Raw genomic sequence first — 24,230 nt, 5'->3', positions numbered from 1 at the left:
CAGCGGGCCTCACCCAAGAAAGCATAGCAATCACCTCACGGTTTGCCGGGTTTTTCCCCTTGCGTTCGTCCGCTTTCCCAACCGCCGCCCAGGGCCAGGAACAGATCGATCTGGCTCATGGCAACCTGGGTGTTGGCGGCCGCCAATTGCGCACGCATGTCGGTGTAGGTGCGCGTGGCCTGCAAGTCCGCCAGGAAGGATTCGCGGCCGGCCTGGAAGAAGCGATGGGTCTGGCCGGCGGCTTCTCGCGCCGACTGTTCGGCGTCGGCAAGGGCGTCGCGGCGTTGCAACACGGCGGTGTATTGGGCCAGGCCGGTCTGGGTTTCGCGGATGGCGTTGAGCACCACGCCGTCGAAGTGGGCCAGGGCGCCCTGGGTCGCAGCTTCAGCTTCATGCACGCGGGCACGAGCGCCGTTGGTCGGTACAGTCCAGCTGATCATCGGGCCAAAGCCCCAGCGGTTGGTGGCAGGCGTGCCGAGGTTTTCCAGCAAGCCGACGGTGCCGACCGTGGCGCCGATGCTGATATCCGGGTACAGCGCGCCGGTGGCTACGCCGATGCGTGCCGTGGCGGCAGCCAATTGGCGTTCGGCCTGGCGCACGTCCGGGCGGCGCTTGAGCAGCGTGGCGCCATCGCCTACCGGCAGCAGTTGAGCAATATGTGGCAGCTCGGCGCAGGTGCCCGTGCCGGCTGGCAGTTGGTCGACAGGTTTGGCCAGCAACATCGACAGCCGGAACAGCGCCGCCTGACGCGAAGCTTCATAGCGCGGTATGTCGGCGCGCAGGGATTTGTATTGGGTTTGCGAACGAGTCACCTGGGTCTCATCGCCACGCCCGGCATCTCGCAGGCGCTGGGTCAGTTTGGTGCTCTGGGCTTGCAGGTCGAGGGACTCGTTGGCAATCGCCAGTTCTTCGTTGGCCGCGCACACCTGGGTATAGGAGCGCACCACATCGGCCACCAGGGTGATGCGGGCGATATCCGCCGCGGCCTGGGTGGCATCGGCGCTGGCCTGGGCGCTTTCGATGCCGCGCTGCAAGGTGCCGAAGAGGTCGAATTGATAGGACGTGGTAATCCCGACGCTACCGATATTGCCTACCGGGACTTTGTCCGGCAGCAAGAAGGCCTCGCCAGATTCCTGTAAACGCTGGGCCTCGGCCTTGACGCCGGCACTCCAGCCGCCAGCGGATTCGGCCTGCTGCACCTGATAACGGGAGCGCTGCAGGTTGGCGGCGGCCACGCGCAGGTCGGTGTTGGAGGCCATGGCCTGGCGTACCAGTTCGTCCAGGCGCGGGTCTTTGTACAGCTTCCACCAATCCGCTGGCACCGGTGCCGACACCACGTTTTTGCCTTCACCCATGATCGGCCTTTGCAGGTCGCCACGGTTGACTGCGGCCTGTTCCGGCAGTTTGTAATCCGGGCCTACAACTTGGCAGGCCGACAGCAACAACCCCAGGGAAGCGGTTGCCAGAAGCCGCTTCATGGTTTGTCCCCGTCTTTAACTTTGTCGTCAATGATCGACACCGTCGCCGTGCGCCCGGCGATCATGCGAAAGTCCGCCGGCACGTCATCGAAGGCAATGCGCACGGGGATCCGCTGGGCCAGGCGCACCCAGCTGAACGCCGGGTTGACGTTGGGCAACAGGTTGGAGCCGCTGCTGCGGTCGCGGTCTTCGATACCGGCGACGATGCTCTGCACGTGGCCATGCAGGCGCGCGTTGTCGCCGATCACACGGATATCCACGCCCATGCCCACGTGGATGCCGTCGAGCTTGGTTTCTTCGAAGTAACCGTCGATGTGGAAGGAGTTGCTGTCCACCACTGACAGCACCGGGCGCCCGGCGGTGACGAACTCCTGGGTACGCGGTGCGCGGTCGTTGACGTAGCCGTCCACAGGGCTGCGGATCACCGAGCGGTCGAGGTTGAGTTGGGCGGAGTCCACCGTCACTTGCGCTTCGGCCAGTGCCGATTGGGCGCGGGCGACGCGGGACTGGCTCTCTTCCAGTTGCTCGCTGGGCACCAGGTTGCCAAGGCCACGGTTACGCTTGTACTCGCGCTGGGCCTGGGCCAGGGTTTCCTGGCGGTCGGCCACGGCGGCCTGGGCTTGGCGCAGGGCCAGCTTGAAGCGGTCCTGGTCGACGGCGAAGAGCACCTGGCCCTTGGTCACCAACTGGTTGTCGCGCACGTCCACGCGCTGGATCAGCCCGGACACGTCCGGGGCGATCTGCACGATGTCGGCACGGATGTGGCCATCACGGGTCCAGGGCGCAAACATGTAGTACATGACCATGCGCCACACAACGACGACCGCGAAACTCACGATCAACAACGTCAGGACGACACGGCCGATAGTCAAAAAAGGGTTTTTCATGTCATCAAATATCGACTGAGTGAGTCCACCGCGCCCAGCAACAGCGCGTAGAGCCCCACATTGAACAATGCCCGGTGCCAGACCAGGCGATAGAAGTGCATGCGCGTCAACAGCCCGTGCACCACCAGAAACAACACATAAGTAATGCCCATCAGCACCAGCAGCGTGGGCAGGAACACCCCGCTGATATCCAGGTCACCGATCATAAAGGCGCTCCATCAGGTAACGGCGCTTCCATCTCTGTACCGCCAATGAACTCCACACCGGGCAACAGCGCCAGGCGCAGGCCGGCCAAGGCGTGCAGCAGATGCAGGCGGGTGTCGTCTTCGTCTTGCAGGCCCTGACCGTTGAGGGCGCGGCGCGTGCGGTCCAGGGTCATCAGCAGACCGCTAGGCGCGGGCAAGCGTTCACCCGCCTTGAGGCAGGCCTTGAAGTAACCGCCCACGCCTTCCACCACTTGGTTGAGCAACACCCGTGGCACACCGAGGATGCGTGGCGAGTAGGCAAGCAGGTCGAGCAGGTTCAGCGCCACGCGCAGGTCGCGCAGGGCGATGCCGGTGTCCTGGCCGGTGAGGGCCAGACGCGGCAGGTGTTGCATCAGGCGGTCGAGCATTTGTACGGCCATGTGCCGGTGTTCGGCCAGGGTGGCGGGCTCGGTGAGGCTGACGATGTCGCGCCAGCTGAAACGGGTGAGGCGCTTGGCCGCCAATTCAGCGCCGAAGGGTCGCGCGATCAAGGTCCACACGAACGCGAACAGCAGGCCAACGGGCCCGGCCAGGTTGACGTTGGCGAAGTTGAGAAAGTCCGCGTCATAGGCGCCCTGGATGCTGATGAACGACGAGGTGTTCACCAGCGTCAGCAACATGCCCAGGTAGAAGCGTGGCTGTACCGTGAGAGTGCCGACGCAGATAAACGGCACGGCGAAGGCCAGCACCAGCATGGGGAAGTCATGCAGGTTGGGCAGCACCAGAAACAGATACAGGCTGGCGAACAGTACCGACATGGCGGTCCAGAAAAAGAACCGGTAGATCTGCGGCGCCGGATCGTCCATCGAGGCGAAGAAGCTGCAGGCGACGGCGGCAAGGATCACGGCGCTGCCGCCATCGGTCCAGCCCAGCAGAATCCACAGCACCGAGGCGACAATGATTGCGGTGACGGTGGAGAACGCTGAGTAGAGCATCAGCCCACGGTCGAGGAACGGCGTGAGCCGGCCCAGGCGCCAGTGCCGGTAAACAGCGCGCCAGGTGTCCTGGCTTTCGCATTGGATGGCGGCTTGCAGGCTGCGGCAGTCTTGCCACAGGTCGACCCATTCGCCCAGGCGGTACAGCGCGTTGGAGAACAGCAACGTATGACGGTCATCCAGCGCTTCGCCTTGGGGTTGCGCGGCGTCGATCTTGTCGCGCAGCAGGCGCCAGCTTTCCAGTGGCGCGGCTTCGGTGGTGCTTTGCAGCCAGGCGCTGGCTTCTTCCAGCAACGGCGTGAGCTGATCGAGAAACTCCGGCGCACGGTGCTCAATGGCGTACACCGCATCGTCCAAAGCGTCGATCACTGGTAGCAGGTGAATCATGCGCCCGCGCAGTTCCTTGGTGTTGCGCACCGTCTGCGGGCGCGCACCTTCGTGGGGCAACTGGCCGATCATCAATTCAAGGGTGTTGAAGGTGGCGACCATGCCGCCGCGCAGGTTGCTGACTTCTTGCGGGTCGACCTTGCGGCTGAGAAAGCGCTGGCTATAGACCTGCGCGTCGCTGAACCACTTGGCCACCGAGCCATCGAACACCGGCATCAGGCGCCGAGGCCAGAACATCGCGCCCACCACCGCTGCGACTGCGATGCCGAGGAAGATTTCTTCGGTACGCGCCTCCGCCACATCCCAGACTGCCAGGGGGTTATCCACCACCGGCAAGGCAATCAGCGGCAAGGTGTAGCCGGCCAGCATCAGGGCGTAGTTATTGGCGGTGCGCAGGTGCATGGACAGAAACAGCAAGGTGCCGGTCCACAACGCAATCACCACCACCAGAATGTAGGGTGACTGCACGAACATCGGCACAAACAGCACCGCCGCCGCCGCGCCCATCAAGGTGCCGATGGCACGGTACAGGGCTTTGGAACTGGTAGGGCCGACAAACGGGCTGGAGACGATATACACCGTGGCCATCGCCCAGTACGGACGCGGCATTTGCATGAGCATGGCGATATACAGCGCGATCATCGACGCGGCGAAGGTACGCACCCCGTAGAACCAGTCGCGGGCAGGCGGGAAGCCGGTAAAAAATCCGTTCAAGGCGACACAGCCTCGGCCGCTTCGAAGGCGCGCAATACACGCAGTGCCGCTTGCAGATCGTCGGGGGCGATATCCGCCAACACGTCCTTGCGCAGGCGCACCAGTTGCGCCTCCACCGCCTGCACCAGCTCACGGCCACGCTCGGTGAGGCTCAGGGCCTTGGCGCGGCGGTCGTGGATGTCTTCGGTGCGGCAGACGTAACCGTCACCGCACAGCCGGTCGAGCAGGCGCACCAGTGATGGGCTTTCCATACCGGAGGCCTGGGCGACCTTGACCTGGTGCACACCGTCGCCCAAGCGACCGATCATCAACAACGGCACGGCGCAGGCTTCGGAGATGCCATAGCCCACCAGCGTGGTCTGGCAGATTTTGCGCCAATTACGGGCGCCCACCACCATGCTGCTGCTGAGGCTCATCTGGAGTTGTTCGAGGGATTGAGGCACTGGATAGTTCGCATACAGTTAGTTTGCTAACTATCAATATGGCGAAGGAAGAGTGTGCCGTCAAGTTTTGAAACAATTTCGCAGATGAGTGGTGGAATGTGGCTTGAGTAAAGCGGGTTTGAGGGTGGGCATCAGCAAATCGCGATATTCGCCATACGACAAACAAAATGTGGGAGCTGGCTTGCCTGCGAAAGCGGTGGTTCAGTTGAGTATTCAGTGACTGACACACCGCCTTCGCGGGCAAGCCCGCTCCCACATTAGGTCAGCGTCAGCATTTTTTGCTCCATCGCCACACGCTCCAGACTTTTAAAATCTCCGACGCACCGATCAATCCAGCCATTGCCAGTACGTTGTAATGCGGGAAAACTCGAGCGCCAATCAACAGGAGCGAAACGGAGGGGATAATGAGCACAAGACGTAAGGGGGTTTGGAAAAAGGCAAGCCACATGACTGATTTTTTCTGAAGAAAAAACATGGCACAGGATGCAAAAATTGAGGCCTGTAAAACCAACGCCCCCATAAACATGACAATTTGCACATCACTGTGCTCTCGCAAAACATCTGAGGCACTTATCACATCACTCAGATACGGAATTCTATTGTTTAAGAAACTATTGGATGAATACCAAATGAGATAAATCGCATCCATCGCTCCCCAAAATAGCCAAATTCTGCGATGGCTCATTTTGCCCCCTCCTTTTTTTCATACGCCTCATCTGGCGTGACTGGCTGCCAGTGCCACGATTTCCCGCCAATCTGCCACTTGTCCTCGCCCTCCAGAAACCGTTGCGGAGTGTACCGAAGCTCACCATATCGACGTATGGCAGAGTCGGCGATGCGGTGCTCTTCGAAATCATTCAGTGGCACCCATTGCTGAATAAGTGTTCTGGCCGTGTTTGCTAAATCTTTGCCGTCAGAACCAAATACTCGACCTTGGTCACCCATAGATCCTAAGCGATTGGCGGCTATAATCGCGGTGTTCTTCACTCCGTCATAGTCAACGCTGAAAAAAGCCCATTTTCCCGGCCCTACCTCCTCCTCGCTAACAAACCGGCCAGAAGAGAACCCACTTGGAATACATCGCTGTGCATACAAGTCATTCAAAGCCCCCGTCCGTTCTGAAACAAGCAACCACTCTCCGCCATTAATCTTGTCAAGTATCGCTTTTCGGCCTTTCCAAGTTACACACGAGTTCAAACCTACATCACACTCTTTAATAAGCTCAGACAACCCAAGCAAACCAGAAGTAAATGGAAGATGAAATTCAACAATTGACGTCGCAGAAAAAGGGCTTATGAGTTCAATCGTCGAAGGGTCAAAACTCCGTAGTTTTCCGCGCGGAATCAGCTTTTGCATGTCGTACCCACTCATCAATAGGAGATATCCCTTTGATAAGAAAAATCGTCTGCGGCGGCTATAGTCCGTTTCCCCATGAAAAATAGGACGTTTCGCATATTTTTCGTATAGCGGGCTTTTTCAGAAAAAAAATAATTTGCGCGATCAAAACCAAATTTTTTCAACCCTCACCAGATTTTTTCAAGTTACAGCGTGGCAGCTATTTTTTTACACCCCTCGTCCACCCCGCAAGATCAGATTCAACTCATCCACCACCACCGCCCAATCCGCATCGTCGAGAATCTCCTCACGCAAAAATGCCCTCTGGCTATCCGTCCAAAAAAACGCATCCGCCAGTTTCAACTCCGGCTTGAGCGGCGAATGAGAGGCGACAAATTGCTCAATACTGACCGGGTCGTCCGGCAGGCCAAGCTGTTTGAACAAAGCCGGCAAGCTGTGCAGTGGCGATTCCATGAAAGGCTCCTCATAAGTAGGTTCAAGTGAGTCTAGCGGCAGCCTTCAGGTTGCGGCGCCGGTGCGTTGCATAGCACGAACAACCGCGCCCTGGCGCCACCGCCGTCCTGGCGACTGAGTTCGCGCCAGCCGTTGGGCAGTGGCGCGAATTCATCTGGGGCTTCGTTGCTGCTGATCAACCATACCCGCCGCGTTTGAGCAGGCAGTGCTGAGAGGCGGTCCAGATAGATGCGGCCACCGTCCTGGTCCACCAGTGTGCCGAAACCATAGGCGTTCGGGCGAGTGGCAGTGCCGTCGGGCTTGGGCGGTGTGTAGAGCTGAAGTTGCGCGTCGGTCTGGTCGTAATACACGTAGCTGAGGTACCACATCATGTCACTGAGGACGATGCGGTCGCCTTCCTGGTAGTTGCGATTGACGAACTCCACCGGCACGTTGAACTGGTCGTGCTCATCCACTTCGAAGTTGTTCTTTAGCCCCAACAGTTCTACGCCAACAAACAGTGCGAACAACGCCACGCCCAGCCAGGACAAACGGGGCGGCAAACGGTCGATGGCAAGCGCCAGGACTATCGGCAGGCCTAACGCATACACCGTGAGGTAGCGCTCGATAAACACGGGCGAGATAAAGGACACGCCATAGACCAGCAGCAGCGGTAGCAGGCAAAACAGTGCCGGCAAGCGCGCCGCGTTATTGCGCCAGGCCGTCGATACAACCACCACGGCCAGCAGCAGGGGTAACAGCCAGAACAGCGGCGGCCACAGGCCGAGACCGTCATCCTGCAGCAGGAACTGCCACACCATCGACGGTAGCGACAGCAGATTGACCGGCTCTTCCCAACCAATGTCGCCGCCGACTTTGAGCTGTTCGACGTGCTGCACCAAACCCAGCAGGTTGGGCAGCCAGGGTAGATACAGCAACACTATCGCCACGTTGGCGACCCACCACGCAGGTCGCGTGATCAAGCGCTGACCCGGCGCCTGCAACCCCAGGTACGCCCAATGCACCAGCACGCACAGCGCAGTGAAGTAGTGGGTATAGAACCCGGCGCTCATCAGCAGCACATACACAGCCAAATAGCGCGCGCGTTCGGGCTGCCTCACCCAGTACACCAGTGCCAGCGTGGCGCCCAGCAGCCACACGCCGAGCAGCGAATACATACGCACTTCCTGGCTGTAGCGCACCGCAGTGGGCAGTAGAACCAGCAGGATCCCCGCCAGCACGGCTGCGCGTCGGGTGGACAGTTGCCGTGTCAGCCAGATGCCCAGGCCCACGACGGCCACGCCGGGGATCGCACTCAGGCTGCGAATTGAGCCGATGCTGTCGCCGAACACCTCGATCCAACCGCGCAGCAGCAAGAAGTACAGCGGCGGGTGCACATCATGGGCCGCGTGAAACCACAGGTCGGCCAGGGCGTATTCGCTGAGCAACAGGCTGGAGCCTTCGTCGCCCCAGATCGCCGCCGAGGTGAGGTGGTAAAACCGCAGGGCCATGGCCAGCGCCAGGATCGGCACCCACCACAGGCGGCTGAGCCAGCCGGCACCTTCCCAGCTCAAGCGATGAAAGGCAGGCAATGCCCCGACTTTTTCGTGTTGCTCTACCACAGACCGACGCATATCGACTCCGCTACTACTGCCCTCTTACAGGACAAACACTGCGCATGCGCAAACACCGCCACTCTAGGCCAAAAGCCCTGGCCTCGCCGCTGGAATCGGACAAATCCGCAATTTGTGTAGGCCTTCACCGAAGCACGCGTCGGATCAGGCTATTATTGCCCCTTCTCCAAGGACTCAGGATCAAGGAAACGTTATGCGCATCGGTTTGCTGTCACCTCTGGCCCTGGCCCTGCTGGCCGGGTTTTCCCTACCGGCCCAGGCCAGTTCTGACGACTCGTGCTACCCCGACTGGCGGGTGTCGCGTGACAGCTACGAGCCGTGCAGCAACCAGCCGTTTCTCAGCCCTGGCAACGACAGCCGGGTGAACCTGCGCCTGTTGCTGGCCGACAAAAAAGCCGCGCCCCTGGCCCCCAATGCCTTAGGCGAAGACGATTTGGCGCAAGGGTTCGGCCCGGTGCCGTTTCCGGTGTACCGCCTGGTGCCGGCTCCGGCCACGAATGAGGAGCCTGACAACAAGGCTGACGATTCACGCACAGCCGAACTCGACACGCTGCTCCAGCCCCTGGGCATCAAGCGCGAGGAGTACAAGACCGCAGGCCAGGCCTTCCTGAATGGCGAAGGCAGCCGTTGCCGCAGCAATGACGATGACAGCGCCGCGGCGTTTATCAGCCAGGTGATCAAAGCCCAGATGCCGCCCGCCGAGCGCGATGTGTTGGTAAAAGCACGCCTGCAGCTGCTGACCACCTGTGACTGGAGCCGCCAGGTCGTGGACGCGCAGTTGACCCCCTCGGCCAACGCCCAGTTGTTTCGCACCTACTTGCAGGCCGCCGGCGATTTCTACAGCGGGCGCTTCGATTACGCCGAGCGCGGGTTCGCCGCCGCCGCCACCAGCGATGTGCCGTGGCTGAAGGAAACGGCACTGTACATGACTGCGCGTACGTCGCTGAATCAGGCCCAGGCCGAAGCCTTCGATGAATACGGCATGCCGCAACGCGAGCATGTGGATAAGTCGGCCCTGAGCGATGCCGAGCAAGGCTTTCTCGGTTACCTGAAAACTTACCCACAGGGCGATTACGTCGCCTCCGCCCGCGGGCTCTTGCGCCGTGTGCATTGGCTGGCGAACGACGACGCCAAGCTTGCCGAAGACTTCACCTGGCAATTTACCGAGGCCACCGACGCCCAGCGTAATGTCAGCGTCGATGAGTTGGTGGAAGAGGCCGACCTCAAGTTGCTGATGGTCGGCAACCAAGCGGCGAACAGCCCGATGCTGCAAGTGGTCAGCGACCTGATGGCGATGCGCGCCCACACCCCGCCGCTGTTGAGCCGCGAAGACCTGGATAAGCAAAAGAGCACCTTCGCCACTGAGCCGGCGCTGTTTGACTTCCTGCAAGCCAGCTATGCCCTGTACGTCGAGCACCAACCCGACACGGCCTTGAAGCACCTGCCTGCGGATGTACCATCGAGCCTGGATTACTTCGCCTTCAGCCAACAGACCCTGCGCGCCCTCGCCCTGGAGGCCAAGCAGGACTGGAAAGGCGCCGAAGCCCTGTGGCTGCAACTGCTGCCGCTGGCCAAGCAACCGCTGCAACGTGACCAGTTGGAGCTGGCATTGGCCATGAACTACGAGCGCAGCGGCCAACTGGCCAAGGTGTTCGCCGCCGACTCACCGATCAGCGCCAAGCAAGTGCGCTACATCCTGCTGCGCAACGTCGCCGGCCCCGACCTGCTACGCCAGCAGATCGCCAACGCCAGCGACCCGATCGAGCGCCAGAGCGCGCAATTCGTGCTCCTCTACAAAGACCTGCTGCGCGGCCAGTACGCCACCTTCGCCGATGACCTCAAGCAGGCCTCGCTCTCTGACGACAAACTCGGCACCAGCCTGGGCTACACCTATACCAGCGGCCAGACCTTGAAGCTGTTCCAATGGAACGGCGACAAGGCCGAATCTGGGTACGCGTGCCCAAGCATCGCGCAAACCGCGGCGACCTTGCAGAACGAGGCCAAAAACCCGCATGCGTTGAACTGCTTCGGGGAATTCATCCTGCGCAACGGCCTGGACGGCATGCCGTTGGAACAACCCCGCGCCGCCGGCAGCCTGGGCAGTACCGCCTCGGACTTCAAGGGTGAAACCTTCTCGCGCCTGGACGGCTACAAACAAGTGATCGCCAACGCCAAGGCGCCGAAAACCGACAAGGCCTATGCGTTGTTCCGCGCCATCAACTGCTACGCGCCGGCCGGCTACAACAGCTGCGGCGGCGAAGACGTTGCGCCAGCGGTGCGCAAAGCTTGGTTCCGCCAACTCAAGAGCGGTTTTGCCGATACCCAGTGGGGCAAATCGCTGCAGTACTACTGGTGAAATCGCTGTGGCTAGGCTTGCTGTTGCTGGCAAGTCCGGCTTTTGGCGCCGTTGACGCAGGCGACTACGACGCCTTCTGGCTGTGGAGTGGCGTCACGCCCCAGCCGGTCATCAAGCAGGCAAAAACCCTGTACATCCTGCAAGGCCAGATTAACGCCACGCGCCGCGCACCCCAGCGCGGTGTACAACTGATCGCCCAGGGCATGAGCGTGCCGCGCATTACTCAAGGCCACGTCTGGGTGGTGTACCGCGCCCACACCCTGCGCTGGCCGGAACGGGTCTACACCCAGGTGCTGGGCCAGGTGCAACGCTGGCGAGACGCCGGCAACCCGGTGGTCGGTATCCAGATCGATTTCGATGCCCGCACCCAATACCTGCACGAATACGCCGACTTCCTGCGCGACCTGCGCCAGCGCCTGCCTGCCGACCTGCGGTTGAGCATCACCGGCCTGATGGACTGGAGCAGCAACGCCGACCCGGCCGCCATCGCCCAGCTCAAAGGCGTGGTGGATGAAGTGGTGGTGCAGACCTATCAAGGGCGTCACAGCATCCCGGATTACGCGGCGTATTTGCCGCGGATGAATCGGCTGGGGGTGCCGTTCAAGATTGGCTTGATTCAGGGCGGGGAGTGGCAAGAGCCGGGGTATCTGCGGGGCAATGAGTGGTTTCGGGGGTATGTGGTGTTTTTGCAAAACCTTTGATCTTCCAACCCTGCAAAAAACCGGCCTCGAGCCGGTTTTTTGCAGGTGGCCTTAGAGGCTTGGATGATATAAGTTACCTTTATTGCTTTAAAGAGTGATATATCATGCAAGAAACAGCGAAGCCCTACCCGCACAAAGGGTACATCTCAGAGAGAAGCGCTGAGGTAATGAGAGGTATCGGGAACGGTATCGAAATAGCCCGCATTCGTCGCCGGTTGAAAATCTCCACCATATGCAGCCGCGCGGGCATTACGCGGCAGACGTATCAGCGGCTGAGGCAGGGCGAGGCCGGCGTATCCCTCGGCGTGCTGATGAATGTGCTGAGCGCGATGGACTTGGAAGAAGGTATGGCGAGCATTGCGTCACCAGAACTTGACCAGGTTGGTATTACCATGAGCCTCGCCCGAGAGCCTGAGCGAATTCGCACTGAAGGAGAACCCGATGTCCTGGAAGCCGATTGGTAATGCCTTTGTTTTTTCAGCTCACTTAGTCGGTGACCCGGTCCCTGTTGGCGAGGTGGCGATGCATGGGAATGGATTCGTTTTTCGCTACGCCAACGGTTGGCTCGCGCGGCCCGACGCATTTGCGATTGACCCGCGTCGACGCGGTTGAAAGTGCCGTTTCCTATTACAGGATCGCAGACGTTTTGAAGAAGGTCAGCGACGATGCAACGTTTGATATGCGTGAGCTTTACAAGCGCATGGCCTTCAATGTGCTCATCGGCAATAGCGACGACCACCTGAAACAAACCGGGCTGCTGCTGACCAGCGCCTCGGGCTACTCCCTTGCGCCAGTATTTGACGTGTTGCCCCACCCGACTCAGCTAGGCTTGCAGGCACTTATCATCGGGAATGAGGGCAGGGTATCGTCGATCAGCAATTTGCTCAGTACCCCCGACCGCTTTGGGTTGGGAATGGATGAAGCAAGATCCATCGTCACTGATATTTATGCTGTGGTGCGAGAAGCCTCCGGCTTTTTCGAAGCGGCAGGCTGTAGCGGTGCCGAGGTACGCATGCTTTCCAATGTGTGTACCCGGTTTGCAGCAGACCTCACTTAGGATCAAGAATCTCGGGCTGCAACAAAGCGCACCCTCATTACTGAGCGACTTGCAACGGATACACCGACTCCCACCCGCCTCCCAGCGCCTTGTACAAGCCGACCATAGCCAATGACACGCCGGTGGAGCTCTCTACCCACTGCTCCTGAGTCGCCAACAACGCACTCTGCACGGTGAGTACGTTGACGAAATCCGCCACGCCTTCGACGTACTGGTGTTGGGCGGTGGTCAGCGCAATTTGGTTCTGGCGCACAGCTTCCGCGAGGCTGTCGCGGCGCAGTTGGCTGGCGTTGTAGCGGGTCAGTTGGTCGTCGATTTCATGCCAGGCACGCAGCACGGTTTGCTGGTAGGCCAGCGCCGCTTCCTGTTGCTGGGCTTCGCGTAAATCCACCATGCCTTGCAGGCGCCCGCCGTTGAACAGCGGCAGGCTCAATTGCGGGCCGAAGGCAAAGGCACGGGAACCCCAGGAGCCGAAATCCGAGAGTTGCATGGCTTGGGAACCCAGGCTGCCAGACAGGGTGATACGTGGGTAAAAGTCGCCCTTGGCCACGCCGATGCTGGCCGTGGCTGCGTGCAGGCGCGCTTCGGCCTGGCGGATGTCGGGCCGGCGTTCGGCGAGTTCCGATGGTAGGCCGATCGCCACCTGGCGCTGGGTTTGCGGCACGGGAGCGTCTTTGGACAGCTGCGCGTACAGCGCCTGGGGTGGCTCGCCCATCAGCAGGCTCAGGGCGTTGATCAACTGGTCCTGACGCTGCTGCAGATCCGGCAGGCGCGCTTCAATAGCCGCGACCTGGGCGGCGGCTTCGGCCACGTCCAAATCGGTCGCGACGCCGTCGGCCAGACGCAGTTGCGAGAGCTTGAGGCTGTGGCGAGCGACGTCGAGGTTTTGCTCGGTCACGGCGCGGGTATTTTGTACGCCGCGCAGTTGGATGTAGTCCTGGGCGGTCTCGGCCAGTACCGACAACAACACGGCGCGACGGTCGTTTTCGGCGACTTCCAGCGTGGCGTCGGCGGCCTCGGTTTCACGCTTGACCCGGCCCCAGAAGTCCAGCTCCCAGGCGGCCGAAAAGCCCATGTCCCATTGGTTGAAAGCAGAGCCGCCGTTCTCGCCGGAAGGGTCGTTCAAGCCTTTGCCGCTGTTGCGCTTACGCTGGTAAGCGCCGCCGACATCAACGTTGGGGTAGCGCTCGGCCGTGGTCACCTGGCGGATAGCGCGGCTTTGTTGCAGGCGGCTGCTGGCCAGTTTCAGGTCGAGGTTATCGCTGAGGGCGCGACGCGTAAGGGCCGAGAGCTGCGCATCGTGGAACACATCCCACCAGCGCTCCTGCAAAGGGTCGCTGGTGGCGCGGCTGGCGGCCTGGCGGCCCTGGGGCTCGCTCCATTGACTGATCTGCGGGCTCTCGGGCCGCTGGAAGTCGGGACCGACCGTGCAGGCACTCAGGCTGATCAGGCTCAAGGTGAGCCAGGCGAGGTGTTTCATTGCTGGGCCACCTCACGCTGTTGCGCGACCGGCCGGGTGTCGACGCTGGCTTCCACCGACATGCCGACGCGCAAACGCTCGGTCAGTGGCTGGTTCGGTTCGAGGACGATCTTCACCGGAATACGCTGCACCACCTTGGTGAAGTTGCCGGTGGCGTTGTCGGGCTTGACCGAGGCGAAGGTCACTCCGGTGGCAGGCGCCAGGCTTTCCAGATGGCCTTTGAGCAGTTCGCCGTCAAGGCTGTCGACGCTGACTTGCACCGCTTGCCCCGCGTGCATATGCGACAGTTGGGTCTCTTGGAAATTGGCCACCACGTAGGCTTCGGCCAGTGGCACCACCGCGAGGATCTTGCTGCCCGGTGTCACATAGGCGCCGACCCGCACCGCACGCTCACCGACCATGCCATCCACCGGTGCGACAATGCGCGTGTAAGACAGCTGATAACTGGCCATTTCCAGCGCGGCCTGGGCGCGTTTGAGCCCACCTTCGGCGGCGTCGCGCTGGGCGGTGAGGATTTCCACCTGCTTGCGTTCGGCGGCCAGCACGGCGGTGGATTTGGCCAGGCGCGCGGTAGCCTGGTCGATGCGCGTCTTGGCTTGCTGGGCGTTCTGCACGGTGCCCGCACCGACGCCAGCGAGGTGGTTGTAGCGATTCAGTTCATGCTCGGCAAACGCCACTTCTGCGCGATCTGCTGCCACGGTGGCCTGGGCCTGAGCGATCACCGAGCTTTGGCGCTCCAGGGTCGCGCTGGCGTTTTTCAGCTGGGCCTGGGCGACCAGGGTGTCGGCATCGGCGGCCTGGGCGGCGGCGCGAAAATCGCGGTCGTCGATCAGCGCCAACAGTTGGCCAGCCTTGACGCGCTGGTTGTCCTCTACCAGCACTTCCTTGATGAAGCCTGCCACCCGCGGCGCCACCAGAGTGAAGTCGGCGGCGACAAAGGCGTCGTTGGTGGTCTGGTGCTTGCTGCCCAGTACGCCCGGCGCAACCAGGTAAAACAACACGCCGACAGCAAATACAGCAATAACGGAGACGGCAATTTTGTCTTTGCGTTTCATGGAAAGTCCTTGTGGTCAGGCCGGAGCGCGAGGCGGATAGATCCGCGTGGGCATCCAGAAAATCAGCAGGATCAACGCCACCGCGACACCGGCCATGACGACGTAAAGATCCGAAGAGGTCAGCACCACGGTCTGCTCGTGCAAGCGGTGGGCGAGGCCCGGCGCGTCAGCGTCGGCCAGGGGCGAATTGCCCAGGCGGTCCACCAACATGGTTGAATGGAAATGCCCGCGCTGGGTGGTCAATGTATCCAGCACCGCAGTGGCGATCACAGCGGCCAGGCCCTTGACGGTGTTGAACCAGGCCGAGGCAAACGGCCCTTCGATGGGTTGGATACTGCCGGTGGACAGCATCAGCAGAGGCAACACGGCCATCGGCTGACCGAAAATCTGCAGCAGGTACCAGCCGTAAAAGTCGTCACGAATCCACGCCGAAGTCAGGTGAGAACTGCCGATGCAGCACAGCACCAACATGCTCAGGCCAATGCCCAGCACCCAGCGGCAATCGACCCAGCGCAGGTTGCACAGCGCCGCCACCAGCGGCAGCGCAATCAACTGTGGCAGCGCCATCAGCAGCATCACCGGCGCAGTTTGCAGCGGCCGGTAGCCCTGGACCTGGGCGAGGAAACTCGACGGAATGATGATCACCGAGGTCAGCACCATCAGCACGCCGGCCAGCACGATCAGGGCGAAGGCCAGGTTGCGCAGGCCGAGCATCTGCAGGTTGAAGAAGGGCAGCGGTTGTGACCATTCGTTGAGCATGAACAGCACCAGCAACAATGTGCCGCCACACAGCAGGAAGGTAATCAGGCCCGATTCGAACCAGTCCAGGCGATTGCCCTGCAACAGGCCGATCACCAGCATGCAAATCGCCGGGAAGCCCAATAGCAAACCACGCCAGTTGAACTGCTTGAAGCGCTCCAGGCGCAGCGGGTCTTGTGGCAAGCCATAGGCCACGGCCGCCATGGCCAGCAGGCACGGCGCGACGATCTGCCAGAACGCCCACTGCCAGCCGACGTATTCGGTCCACAACGCCGCCAGCGGCGTGCCCAGGCTGGGCCCGAAGGTGGCGGTCAGTGCGTAACCGGCCAACCCGTACAACTTGACGTTGGCCGGCAAAAAACGCAGCGCCACGGTCATCAGCATCGGCGGCAGCGCGCCACCGGCCAGGCCTTGCACGGTACGCAGCAGCAACAGGCTTTCGTAGTTCGGCGCGAACGGGCAGAGGATGCCCAGCACGGTGAACAAACCGATAGCGCACAGGGTGAAGCGACGCAGGGAAAACGTCACCGAACACCACGGCGCGAAGGCCATGGCTGCCACGGAGGTGGCGGTGTAGGCGGCGACCAACCACGTGCCTTCGTCAAAGCCGATGTACAGCGCACCACGAATATCGGCGAGAGCGACCTTGGTGACCATCTCGTTGAGACCGGAGACCAGCACCGCCAGCAACACGCCGAGCAAGCCGATGATGATGCGCGGGCCGAACACGGGTGGGCTCGGGGCCGTAGGTTTGGCTGCGGCCTGGATAGCGGGGGCAGCGAGGGACGTCATGAAAAGGTAACTCGGAATGAAAAATACCCGAGCAGTTTAATCAGGCACTCTCATGACAAAAAGTTACTTGTTGGCAGGTTATAAGTGCGTCGGACGCAACTTTGAACATCAACACTGAACCCTGTGGGAGCTGGCTTGCCTGCGATAGCGCCAGTTCAGTAAGAGATTCAGTGACTGACATGCCGCCTTCGCAGGCAAGCCAGCTCCCACATTTATCCGCGTTCGCTTTATACCGGCTGGGCTTCTAGCCAGGTGGCATGACAGCTTTCGCGCATGGTTTCGCGCAGCCATTTGTGCGCCGGGTCTTTGTCGAAGCGTGGGTGCCAGGATTGGGCCAGGACCAGGGTGGGCAGTGAAATCGGCAAGGCGAACGCGCGCAGTGGCAGGTTCAGACGCTTGGCGCTCAGGAGGGCTTCCTTGGGTACCGGCAGCAGCAGGTCGGAATCGGGCAGCATGAACATCGCACCGTGAAAGCCGGGGGCGATCATGGCCACACGGCGCTCCAGGCCTTGAGCATTCAACGCGGTATCGATGGGCCCACGGGCGATGCCGCGCCGGGAGATGCTGATGTGGGAATAGCTGGCAAAGCGTGCCGCCGTGATTTCTTCATCGAACAGCGGGTGGTCCTGGCGTGCCAGGCCGACAAAGGTGGTGGAGAACAGGTTTTGCACCTTCACTTCCGGGCTGGCAGGCATGGTGTTGCTCACCCGCAAGTCCAACCGCCCCTCGCGCAGGGCTTCATCGTCAGTGTCGCCTTCGGGCACAAAGCGCAGCTCGCACAGCGGCGCCACGCGCTCCATAGTGTCGAACAGTCGCCCGCCATACACGCCGATGAAAAAGTCATTGGCGCGCACGCTGAAGCGGCGGCGCAAGGTGCTCAGATCGACTTGGTCCGCCGAACGGAACAGCAACGCGGCCTGCTCCACCACATTGCGCACCTGGCCTTGCAGCTCGAGCGCCTTGGGCGTCGGCACCAGGCCACGGCCGGCACGCACCAGGATCGGGTCTCCGACCGCTTCACGGATACGCGTGAGGGTGCGGCTCATGGCGGCCGGGCTGAGGTTCATCCGCCGCGCGGCGCCCACCACACTGCCCTCGTCGAGCAACGCGTCGAGGGCGACCAGCAGGTTCATGTCTGGTAGTTGCATGCCAAGCACTCGTGGTCCGTTGGGAGTGAACTGGGCGCAATCCTAGCAGGCTTTATCGGGTTAGAAAGGCGCGTCCCCCTGAATGGTGGTGCGGAACAATTTGCGCCGCAGGTGGCTTGGGCACCCGGCGGCCAGGTGGATCAGCGAGCGGTTGTCCCAGAACACCAGGTCGTGGGGCTGCCACTGGTGGCGGTAGATGTTTTCCGGCAGCACGCTGTAGGCGTAGAGCTGGGCCAGCAGGTCACGGCTTTCGTCATCGGGCAAGCCGACGATACGGGTGGTGAAGCCCTCGCTGACGAACAGCGCCTTACGGCCGTTTTCCGGGTGGGTACGCACAACGGGGTGCACCACTTCGGCAACCTGGGCGAGCTGTTCCGGGGTGAGGGTTGGGCGCCAGTTGCCTTCGAATTTGGTCTCGCTGTAGCGCGCCGTGTAGGAATGCGCGGCGCTGCGGCCTTCGATGGCGTTGCGCAGGTGGCTTGGCAACTGCTCCCAGGCTTTGTGCATATCGGCGAACAGAGTGTCGCCGCCTTCAGATGGCAGCTCCTGGGCATGCAGCATCGAACCCAGGCTGGGCAGTTCTTTGTATGACAGGTCCGAATGCCAGAACTTGCCTGCATCCCCCAGGCCGATGGATTGGCCGTTCTCGATGATGTTGGAAACGATCAGGATCTCGGGATGGTTGGCCAACAGGAACTGCTTGAGCACATGGATCTGCAACACGCCGAAACGGCGGCTGAAGGCGATCTGTTGTTCGGGGGTGATGCGTTGGTCGCGGAACACGATAACGTGGTGGTCCAGGTGTGCGCGATGGATGCGGGCGAAGTCCTGGTCGTTGACTGGGCGGGATAAGTCCAGGCCGATGATCTCGGCGCCGACGCTGCCAGGGAAAGGCCGGATGTCGAAGGTTTGGAGGACGGTGGTGGCAGACATTTGATTCATTCCCGGCAGACAGGGGAGTGAATTTATAGGCATAAGGATGGAAGCTTAAATACCGTTAGCGCATATGGATATGGCGTTTGGTTTGAGCTGTAGCGTGATGCTGGCGGCCGCATCGGGGGCAAGCCCCCTCCCACATTTTGATTGGTGAACACATTCAAATGTGGGAGCTGGCTTGCCTGCGATGAGGTCGGTACAGGCGCTGAAAATCAACGCTCGTGCAACGCCTCGGCCCGCGCCTTGATGATCGGCTTGAGCAGGTAGCTTAGGATGCTTTTCTTGCCGGTGATGATATCCACCGAAGCAACCATGCCAGGGATGATCAGCAGCGGTTTCTCATCCGTACCCAAGTGGCTGCGGTCAGTGCGCAAAGTGATCATGTAGTAGGTGGTCTTCTTGTCTTCATCAGTGATGGTGTCGGCACCGATGCGTTCGAGCTTGGCCTTCAGGCCACCGTAGACCGTGTAGTCGTAAGCGGTGAACTTGACCACCGCTTCTTGCCCTGGGTGCAGGAAGGCGATGTCTTGCGGGCGGATCTTGGCTTCTACCAGCAGGGTGTCGTCCAGCGGCACGATTTCGACCATGTCGCTGCCCGGCTGGATCACACCGCCAACGGTGTTGACCAGCAACTGCTTGACGATCCCACGCACTGGCGAAGTGACCAGGGTGCGGCTGACCCGGTCTTCCAACGCGCGGCCGGTGGACTCGGCCTTGTTCAGTTCAGTACGGGCTTCGTTGAGTTGGGTCAGGGCTTCGCTGCGGAATTTGCCGCGGGTTTCATCGATTTTGCGTTGCACTTCCTTGATCGCCGATTCAGCACGCGGGATCGCCAGGGTGGTGGCGTCCAACTGCCCGCGGGTTTCCATTTCGGCGCGCTTGAGGCGCAGCACTTCTACCGGCGACACCGCGCCCTGAGCCACCAGCGGCTCGGACATGTTGATTTCCTGGCGTTGCAGGGACAACTGGCTGCGGTATTGGCCCTGCTTGGAGGTGAACTCGCGCAGTTCCTGTTGGCGCTGTACGAGTTGCTCCTGCAAGCCGCCGACTTCGTCTTTCAACTGCTGGCGGCGGCTTTCATACAAGGAGCGCTCATTGGCAGCCTGGCTCGGTGCGGCCTTGAGCACATCGTCGGGGATGTTCAGCGGGCGGTCATCCACCTGGGCGCTCAAACGCTCGACGCGCAGCTGCATGGCCAGGCGCAGGGCTTCGGTTTCCCCGGCATTGGAGACAAACCGCGTGTCGTCGAGACGAATCAACGGCGCGCCGGCCTCTACGATCTGGCCTTCCTTGACGTACAGCTCGGCGACGATACCGCCTTCCAGGTTCTGGATTTTCTGCAATTTGGACGACGGAATCGCCTTGCCGTCGCCACGGGTCACTTCGTCGATCTGGGAGAAACCAGCCCACACCACCAGGAATATAAAGAACGCGATGATTGCCCAGATGGTCAGGCGGATGACCCGTGGCGCATCTTCGATCAGCGCCTTGTTGACCTCGGGCAGCGGCTGGCCCTGCAGCGAATCGGAGCCTTTGAAGTAGCGGCCGACCGCACTCTTGATGGAGTTAAGCAACACTGATCTGCCCCTTCTTCAACGCTTCCATGACCACGGCTTTCGGGCCGTCCGCGAGAATCTGCCCACGGTCGACCACCAGCAGGCGGTCGACCAGGGAGAGCAGTGAGGCTCGGTGCGTGACCAGCACCACGGTCTTGTTTTGCACCACGGCTTGCAGGCGTTGCTTCAAGCGTTCTTCACCGGTGTTGTCCATGGCGCTGGTGGGTTCGTCCAGCAGCAGCATGGGCGGGTTGAGCAGCAGCGCACGGGCCAGGGCAACGTTCTGGCGCTGGCCGCCGGACAGGTTCTGCCCACGCTCGCCGACTTGCAGCTCGTAGCCTTGGGGATGCAGGCGGGCAAATTCGTGCACGCCAGCCAGTTCGGCGGCTTGCAGGACCATTTCATCCTCGACGTAGCGCGCACCGCTGACCAGGTTGTCGCGCAGGGTGCCGGCCAGCAATTGAATGTCTTGGGCGACATAGCCGATGTTGTGGCGCAGTTCGCTCACGTCGATCTGGCGCACGTCCACGCCGTCCACCAGCAAGGAGCCGGAGTCGGGTTGGTAAAGGCCAACGATCAGCTTGGCCAGGGAGCTTTTGCCCGAACCGCTGCGGCCGATGATGCCGATTTTTTCCCCTGGTTTGATCACCAGGTTGATGTTTTTCAGCGCCAGGTTCTGCTGGTTCGGGTAAGTGAAGTTCAGGCCCCGGCACTCGATGGCGCCTTGCAGGGTGCGCCGGCTCATGGGGCGCTCTTCGAAGTTGCGCTCCTGGGGCAGCTCCATCATCTGGTCCACCGAGGTCATGGTGACCTTGGCTTGCTGGTAGCGCGTCAGCAGGCCCGACAGCGAGGCCAACGGGCTCAAGGCGCGGCCACTGAGCATGTAGCAGGCAATCAGGCCGCCCATACTGAGGTTGCCGTCGATGATCTGGTACACGCCGAACACGATCATGATCACGCCAGCCAGTTGCTGGATCAGCAGGGTCATGTTCATCGACAGGCCCGACAGCAACTTCACCCGCAGCTCAAGCCGGCTCAGGGTACCGATGGTCTGTTCCCAGCCGTACTGACGCTCGCTCTCGGCATTGTTGACCTTGACCGCATCGAGCCCGGCAAGGGTTTCGATCAGGCTCGACTGGCGCTCGGCGGCCAGCGCCATGGTGCGCTCCATGGTCGCGACCAGGGGCTTCTGCAAGGCGTAGCCGATGCCCAGGGCCAGCGGGAACGCCAGCACCGGGATCCACACCAGGTGCCCGCCGAGAATGGCGATGACCAGGAAGATCAGCAGCGTAAACGGCAGGTCGATCAGGCTGGTGAGGGTCAGCGACGCGAGGAAGTCGCGCAGGCTTTGAAACTCGTGGATGTTCTGCGCGAAGCTGCCGACCCGCGCCGGGCGGTATTTCATGGACATGCCGACGATGCGCTCGAACAGCGTGGCCGAGATGATCAGGTCGGTCTTTTTACCGGCCAGGTCCAGGCACAGGCTGCGCAGGCTTTTGAGGATCAGGTCGAACAGGTAGGCACCGCAGATGCCCACGGCCAGCACCCACAGGGTGGCGGTGGCCTGGTTCGGCACGACGCGGTCGTACACGTTCATCACGAACAGCGGCGCGGCCATGGCGATGATGTTGATCAGGAAGCTGGCGGCGATGGCGTCGGTGTAGAGCCAGCGTGAACGCATGAGGGTGTCACGGAACCACGAGCGCGCCCGCGGAATCAGGCTGCCGTGGTTGACGTCGAACTTGTGCTGCGGCTGTGCAAAGAAGACTTTGCCGATGTAGTCGTCGGCCAGTGCTTCGCGCTTGATCAGCACTTCACCGCCGTCGCTTTCGCTGAGCAGGATCCGCGCTTCATCTTCGCCCTCCCAGCCCACCAGCACGGTACTGCGACCGTCCTTGAGCAACAGCAGCGCCGGCAGTGCAATGGTCGGGATCTGTTCCAACTTGCGTTGCAGCAGCCGGCCTTGCAACCCGGCCCGCGCAGCGGCACGCGGTAGCAGTTCGGCACTCAAGCGTTGCGAAGGCAGCGGCAGGCCGGTGGTGAGCATGGCCGCACTGGCCGGTTTTTGATGCAGGGCGCAGAGCGCCAACAACCCGTCGAGTAACGGGTCGTCGTGCAGTGCGCGTGGATCATGACTGAGATGAACTCGACTGACTTCAGGTTCCACGCGGGGCACTCTCGACTAACAGATGGGGCTATTGGGCTGGCTCAATTCATCCCAGGCAGTTGGACTTTAGGTTTCACGTCGTTCTGCACGACGGAGGCCATTGGTGCAACCACTCCCTGGCTCTTGAGCAATTCGCCCATGGTCGCCTTGATTCGGTACTGAGTAAATAACTGAATGTTCTTGATTTCTTCCAGGCGACGGGAAGCGGTGAACAATTCATTTTCGCTGTCGAGTAAATCCAACAGGGTACGTTGACCAAGGCTGAACTGTTGCTGGTAAGACGTGCGTACGCGGGTGCTGTGATCCACGTACTGCTGGGCGACCGGCAATTGCGCGTTAGCGTTGTTCAGGGCGTTCCAAGCCAAGCCTAGCTCTTCATTGAGCTGGCGCAAGGCGTTGTTGCGAATGTCCAGCGCCTGGTTGGCCTGGTAGGACTTCGATTGCAGGTCGGCCTTGTTGCTGCCACCGGCGAACAGGTTGAAGCGCATGCGCACCATGGCTTCCCAACCGTTGCTGTGGTTGGGATCACCGGAGACGTTGTTGTCGGCGTTGGTGCCCAGCTCAGCGTCAAATCGCGGGTAGAAGGTGGACTTGGCGGCTTCGTACTGCTTCTCGGCGGCGGAGATATCCGACTCGGCCGAACGCAGGATCGGGCTGTTGTCGAGCATCTGGCGGCGGGCTTCATTCAGGTCTGCCGGCAGCATGGCCATGAACGGGGCCGGGCGCTCTAGCTGGTCTGGCATCTGGCCGACGGCGCTGAGGTAATTGACCTGCGCATCCGCCAGGTTGGTTTGCTCGGTGATCAAGTTGTTACGGGCCTGGGCCAGGCGGGCTTCAGCCTGGTCCTGGTCGGCACCGTTGCCGACGCCGCGCTCGGTGCGCAACTTGATCTGGTCGTAGATGCGTTCGTGGTTGCGCAGGTTGTCTTCGGCCAGGCGCACGAACTCTCGACGGGTCAGCACTTCCAGGTAAACCTGGGCAACGGTCAGCGCCGTGCGTTCGGAAGTACCGAGCAAGGAGTAGGCACGGGAATTAACGTTGGCTTGTTGACGCCCGACTTCGCTGGAGGTGGCGAAACCGTCAAAAATCATTTGCTGCAGGCGCAGGCTGGATTCACCGCGGTTGAGCGTGTCCCAGTGATTGCCGCTGGGGTTATTGGCGCGGGTAGTAGCGTTGTCGGTTCCTTGACGGCCGTAACCGGCGTTCAGGTCGACACGCGGCAGGTAGCCACCTTGTGCCGCGCGCAATTGGTAATCGGCGGCGATGCGGCTGTTAACACCCGCCTGGATTTCCGGGTGTACATCCAACGCCTGTTGCATGGCTTGGGGCAGTGTCTGGGCTTGTACGAAACTGGCGGCGAGAACGAACGGTATTGCCTTGAACAGGTGCAGACGCATTTAAAATTTCCCCAAGACTTCTTGTCTTAAATCACAGCGATTAGCACCGCTGCGTCGGATAATGGCTACCGTAATGACCGTACGTCGGAAAGTTCAAAAAGCGGAACTGCTTCACACATGTAGGACGGTTCGCCGCATAAATATCAATGTGACATTACTAGGGCGATTGTTTAGGATGGCGACCATAAGGTCAATAGTTTGGCACAAACTAGATAGCTAAAAAATCTAGCCAATTATTTGACGTCAATGCATTTATAGACTACGCCCCCAGATTGGCAGCGCTAATAGCGTGCTGCGAAATGGATTTGTCGAAAC

The 24,230-nt window shown here is 61.0% G+C and carries 21 protein-coding genes; 4 read left to right on the top strand and 17 right to left on the bottom strand.

Features of this window, described 5'->3' with window-relative positions; translation table 11 throughout:
* Nucleotides 1-35: 35 nt before the first annotated feature.
* The 9 genes from CLM72_RS00740 to CLM72_RS00700 all read right to left on the bottom strand — a co-directional run bounded on the left by CLM72_RS00740 (nucleotide 36) and on the right by CLM72_RS00700 (nucleotide 8,511).
* A complete protein-coding gene (locus CLM72_RS00740) occupies nucleotides 36-1,478 on the bottom strand; it encodes an efflux transporter outer membrane subunit (RefSeq protein WP_105225342.1) in 1,443 nt (480 codons plus the stop codon).
* Nucleotides 1,475-2,365: an efflux RND transporter periplasmic adaptor subunit gene (locus tag CLM72_RS00735; protein ID WP_105225341.1), complete on the bottom strand. Its 891-nt coding sequence runs from the start codon at nucleotides 2,363-2,365 to the stop codon at nucleotides 1,475-1,477. Before CLM72_RS00735 ends, CLM72_RS00740 begins: the two co-directional genes overlap by 4 nt.
* On the bottom strand, nucleotides 2,362-2,571 hold the full coding sequence (locus CLM72_RS00730) for a DUF1656 domain-containing protein (RefSeq protein ID WP_003187469.1): 210 nt from the start codon (nucleotides 2,569-2,571) through the stop codon (nucleotides 2,362-2,364). The genes CLM72_RS00735 and CLM72_RS00730 overlap by 4 nt, the downstream gene beginning before the upstream one ends.
* Nucleotides 2,568-4,646: an FUSC family protein gene (locus CLM72_RS00725; RefSeq protein WP_105225340.1), complete on the bottom strand. Its 2,079-nt coding sequence runs from the start codon at nucleotides 4,644-4,646 to the stop codon at nucleotides 2,568-2,570. Before CLM72_RS00725 ends, CLM72_RS00730 begins: the two co-directional genes overlap by 4 nt.
* Nucleotides 4,643-5,062, bottom strand: a complete 420-nt coding sequence (locus CLM72_RS00720; protein ID WP_105225339.1) for a MarR family winged helix-turn-helix transcriptional regulator — start codon at nucleotides 5,060-5,062, stop codon at nucleotides 4,643-4,645. Before CLM72_RS00720 ends, CLM72_RS00725 begins: the two co-directional genes overlap by 4 nt.
* 295 nt (nucleotides 5,063-5,357) lie before the next feature.
* Nucleotides 5,358-5,774 carry a hypothetical protein gene (locus tag CLM72_RS00715; RefSeq protein WP_105225338.1) on the bottom strand — a complete coding sequence of 139 codons (417 nt, stop codon included), beginning with the start codon at nucleotides 5,772-5,774 and terminating at the stop codon, nucleotides 5,358-5,360.
* Nucleotides 5,771-6,445: a hypothetical protein gene (locus tag CLM72_RS00710; RefSeq protein WP_105225337.1), complete on the bottom strand. Its 675-nt coding sequence runs from the start codon at nucleotides 6,443-6,445 to the stop codon at nucleotides 5,771-5,773. Before CLM72_RS00710 ends, CLM72_RS00715 begins: the two co-directional genes overlap by 4 nt.
* 207 nt (nucleotides 6,446-6,652) lie before the next feature.
* Complete coding sequence (locus CLM72_RS00705) at nucleotides 6,653-6,898, bottom strand: DUF2789 domain-containing protein (protein WP_105225336.1); 246 nt, start codon at nucleotides 6,896-6,898, stop codon at nucleotides 6,653-6,655.
* Between the two features lie 32 nt (nucleotides 6,899-6,930).
* The gene (locus CLM72_RS00700; RefSeq protein ID WP_105225335.1) at nucleotides 6,931-8,511 is read right to left on the bottom strand and encodes a glycosyltransferase family 39 protein; all 1,581 of its coding nucleotides are present in this window, start codon (nucleotides 8,509-8,511) and stop codon (nucleotides 6,931-6,933) included.
* Between the two features lie 193 nt (nucleotides 8,512-8,704).
* Between CLM72_RS00700 and CLM72_RS00695 the strand changes: the two genes are divergently transcribed.
* The 4 genes from CLM72_RS00695 (at nucleotide 8,705) to CLM72_RS00680 (ending at nucleotide 12,625) form a co-directional block, all read left to right on the top strand.
* Complete coding sequence (locus CLM72_RS00695; RefSeq protein ID WP_105225334.1) at nucleotides 8,705-10,867, top strand: outer membrane assembly lipoprotein YfiO; 2,163 nt, start codon at nucleotides 8,705-8,707, stop codon at nucleotides 10,865-10,867.
* Nucleotides 10,864-11,568 (top strand): DUF3142 domain-containing protein, encoded by a 705-nt coding sequence (locus CLM72_RS00690; protein WP_105225333.1) that lies wholly within the window; start codon nucleotides 10,864-10,866, stop codon nucleotides 11,566-11,568. Before CLM72_RS00695 ends, CLM72_RS00690 begins: the two co-directional genes overlap by 4 nt.
* A gap of 104 nt (nucleotides 11,569-11,672) precedes the next feature.
* Entirely contained in the window at nucleotides 11,673-12,032 is a 360-nt protein-coding gene (locus tag CLM72_RS00685) for a helix-turn-helix transcriptional regulator (protein WP_105225332.1), read from the top strand.
* A gap of 62 nt (nucleotides 12,033-12,094) precedes the next feature.
* Entirely contained in the window at nucleotides 12,095-12,625 is a 531-nt protein-coding gene (locus CLM72_RS00680; RefSeq protein ID WP_256595261.1) for a HipA domain-containing protein, read from the top strand.
* A 37-nt stretch (nucleotides 12,626-12,662) separates the two neighbouring features.
* Here the strand turns inward: CLM72_RS00680 and CLM72_RS00675 are convergent, their stop codons facing one another.
* The 8 genes from CLM72_RS00675 to CLM72_RS00640 all read right to left on the bottom strand — a co-directional run bounded on the left by CLM72_RS00675 (nucleotide 12,663) and on the right by CLM72_RS00640 (nucleotide 23,915).
* Nucleotides 12,663-14,105 carry an efflux transporter outer membrane subunit gene (locus CLM72_RS00675; protein ID WP_105225331.1) on the bottom strand — a complete coding sequence of 481 codons (1,443 nt, stop codon included), beginning with the start codon at nucleotides 14,103-14,105 and terminating at the stop codon, nucleotides 12,663-12,665.
* Nucleotides 14,102-15,160, bottom strand: coding sequence for an HlyD family secretion protein (locus tag CLM72_RS00670; protein ID WP_105225330.1), 1,059 nt, complete (start codon nucleotides 15,158-15,160; stop codon nucleotides 14,102-14,104). The genes CLM72_RS00675 and CLM72_RS00670 overlap by 4 nt, the downstream gene beginning before the upstream one ends.
* 15 nt (nucleotides 15,161-15,175) lie before the next feature.
* The gene (locus CLM72_RS00665; RefSeq protein WP_105225329.1) at nucleotides 15,176-16,711 is read right to left on the bottom strand and encodes an MFS transporter; all 1,536 of its coding nucleotides are present in this window, start codon (nucleotides 16,709-16,711) and stop codon (nucleotides 15,176-15,178) included.
* A gap of 227 nt (nucleotides 16,712-16,938) precedes the next feature.
* Nucleotides 16,939-17,859, bottom strand: coding sequence for a LysR family transcriptional regulator (locus tag CLM72_RS00660; RefSeq protein WP_105225328.1), 921 nt, complete (start codon nucleotides 17,857-17,859; stop codon nucleotides 16,939-16,941).
* 60 nt (nucleotides 17,860-17,919) lie between these two features.
* The gene (locus CLM72_RS00655; protein WP_105225327.1) at nucleotides 17,920-18,792 is read right to left on the bottom strand and encodes a TauD/TfdA family dioxygenase; all 873 of its coding nucleotides are present in this window, start codon (nucleotides 18,790-18,792) and stop codon (nucleotides 17,920-17,922) included.
* 215 nt (nucleotides 18,793-19,007) lie between these two features.
* Nucleotides 19,008-20,372, bottom strand: a complete 1,365-nt coding sequence (locus CLM72_RS00650; protein WP_105225326.1) for an HlyD family type I secretion periplasmic adaptor subunit — start codon at nucleotides 20,370-20,372, stop codon at nucleotides 19,008-19,010.
* Nucleotides 20,362-22,518, bottom strand: a complete 2,157-nt coding sequence (locus tag CLM72_RS00645; RefSeq protein ID WP_034125412.1) for a type I secretion system permease/ATPase — start codon at nucleotides 22,516-22,518, stop codon at nucleotides 20,362-20,364. Before CLM72_RS00645 ends, CLM72_RS00650 begins: the two co-directional genes overlap by 11 nt.
* A 41-nt stretch (nucleotides 22,519-22,559) precedes the next feature.
* Complete coding sequence (locus tag CLM72_RS00640) at nucleotides 22,560-23,915, bottom strand: TolC family outer membrane protein (RefSeq protein WP_105225325.1); 1,356 nt, start codon at nucleotides 23,913-23,915, stop codon at nucleotides 22,560-22,562.
* Nucleotides 23,916-24,230 lie beyond the last annotated feature (315 nt).

This window comes from Pseudomonas sp. MYb193 (assembly GCF_002966775.1).
Classification (GTDB): Bacteria; Pseudomonadota; Gammaproteobacteria; order Pseudomonadales; family Pseudomonadaceae; genus Aquipseudomonas; species Aquipseudomonas paracarnis.
This window is presented reverse-complemented; position numbering and strand designations above follow the sequence as displayed.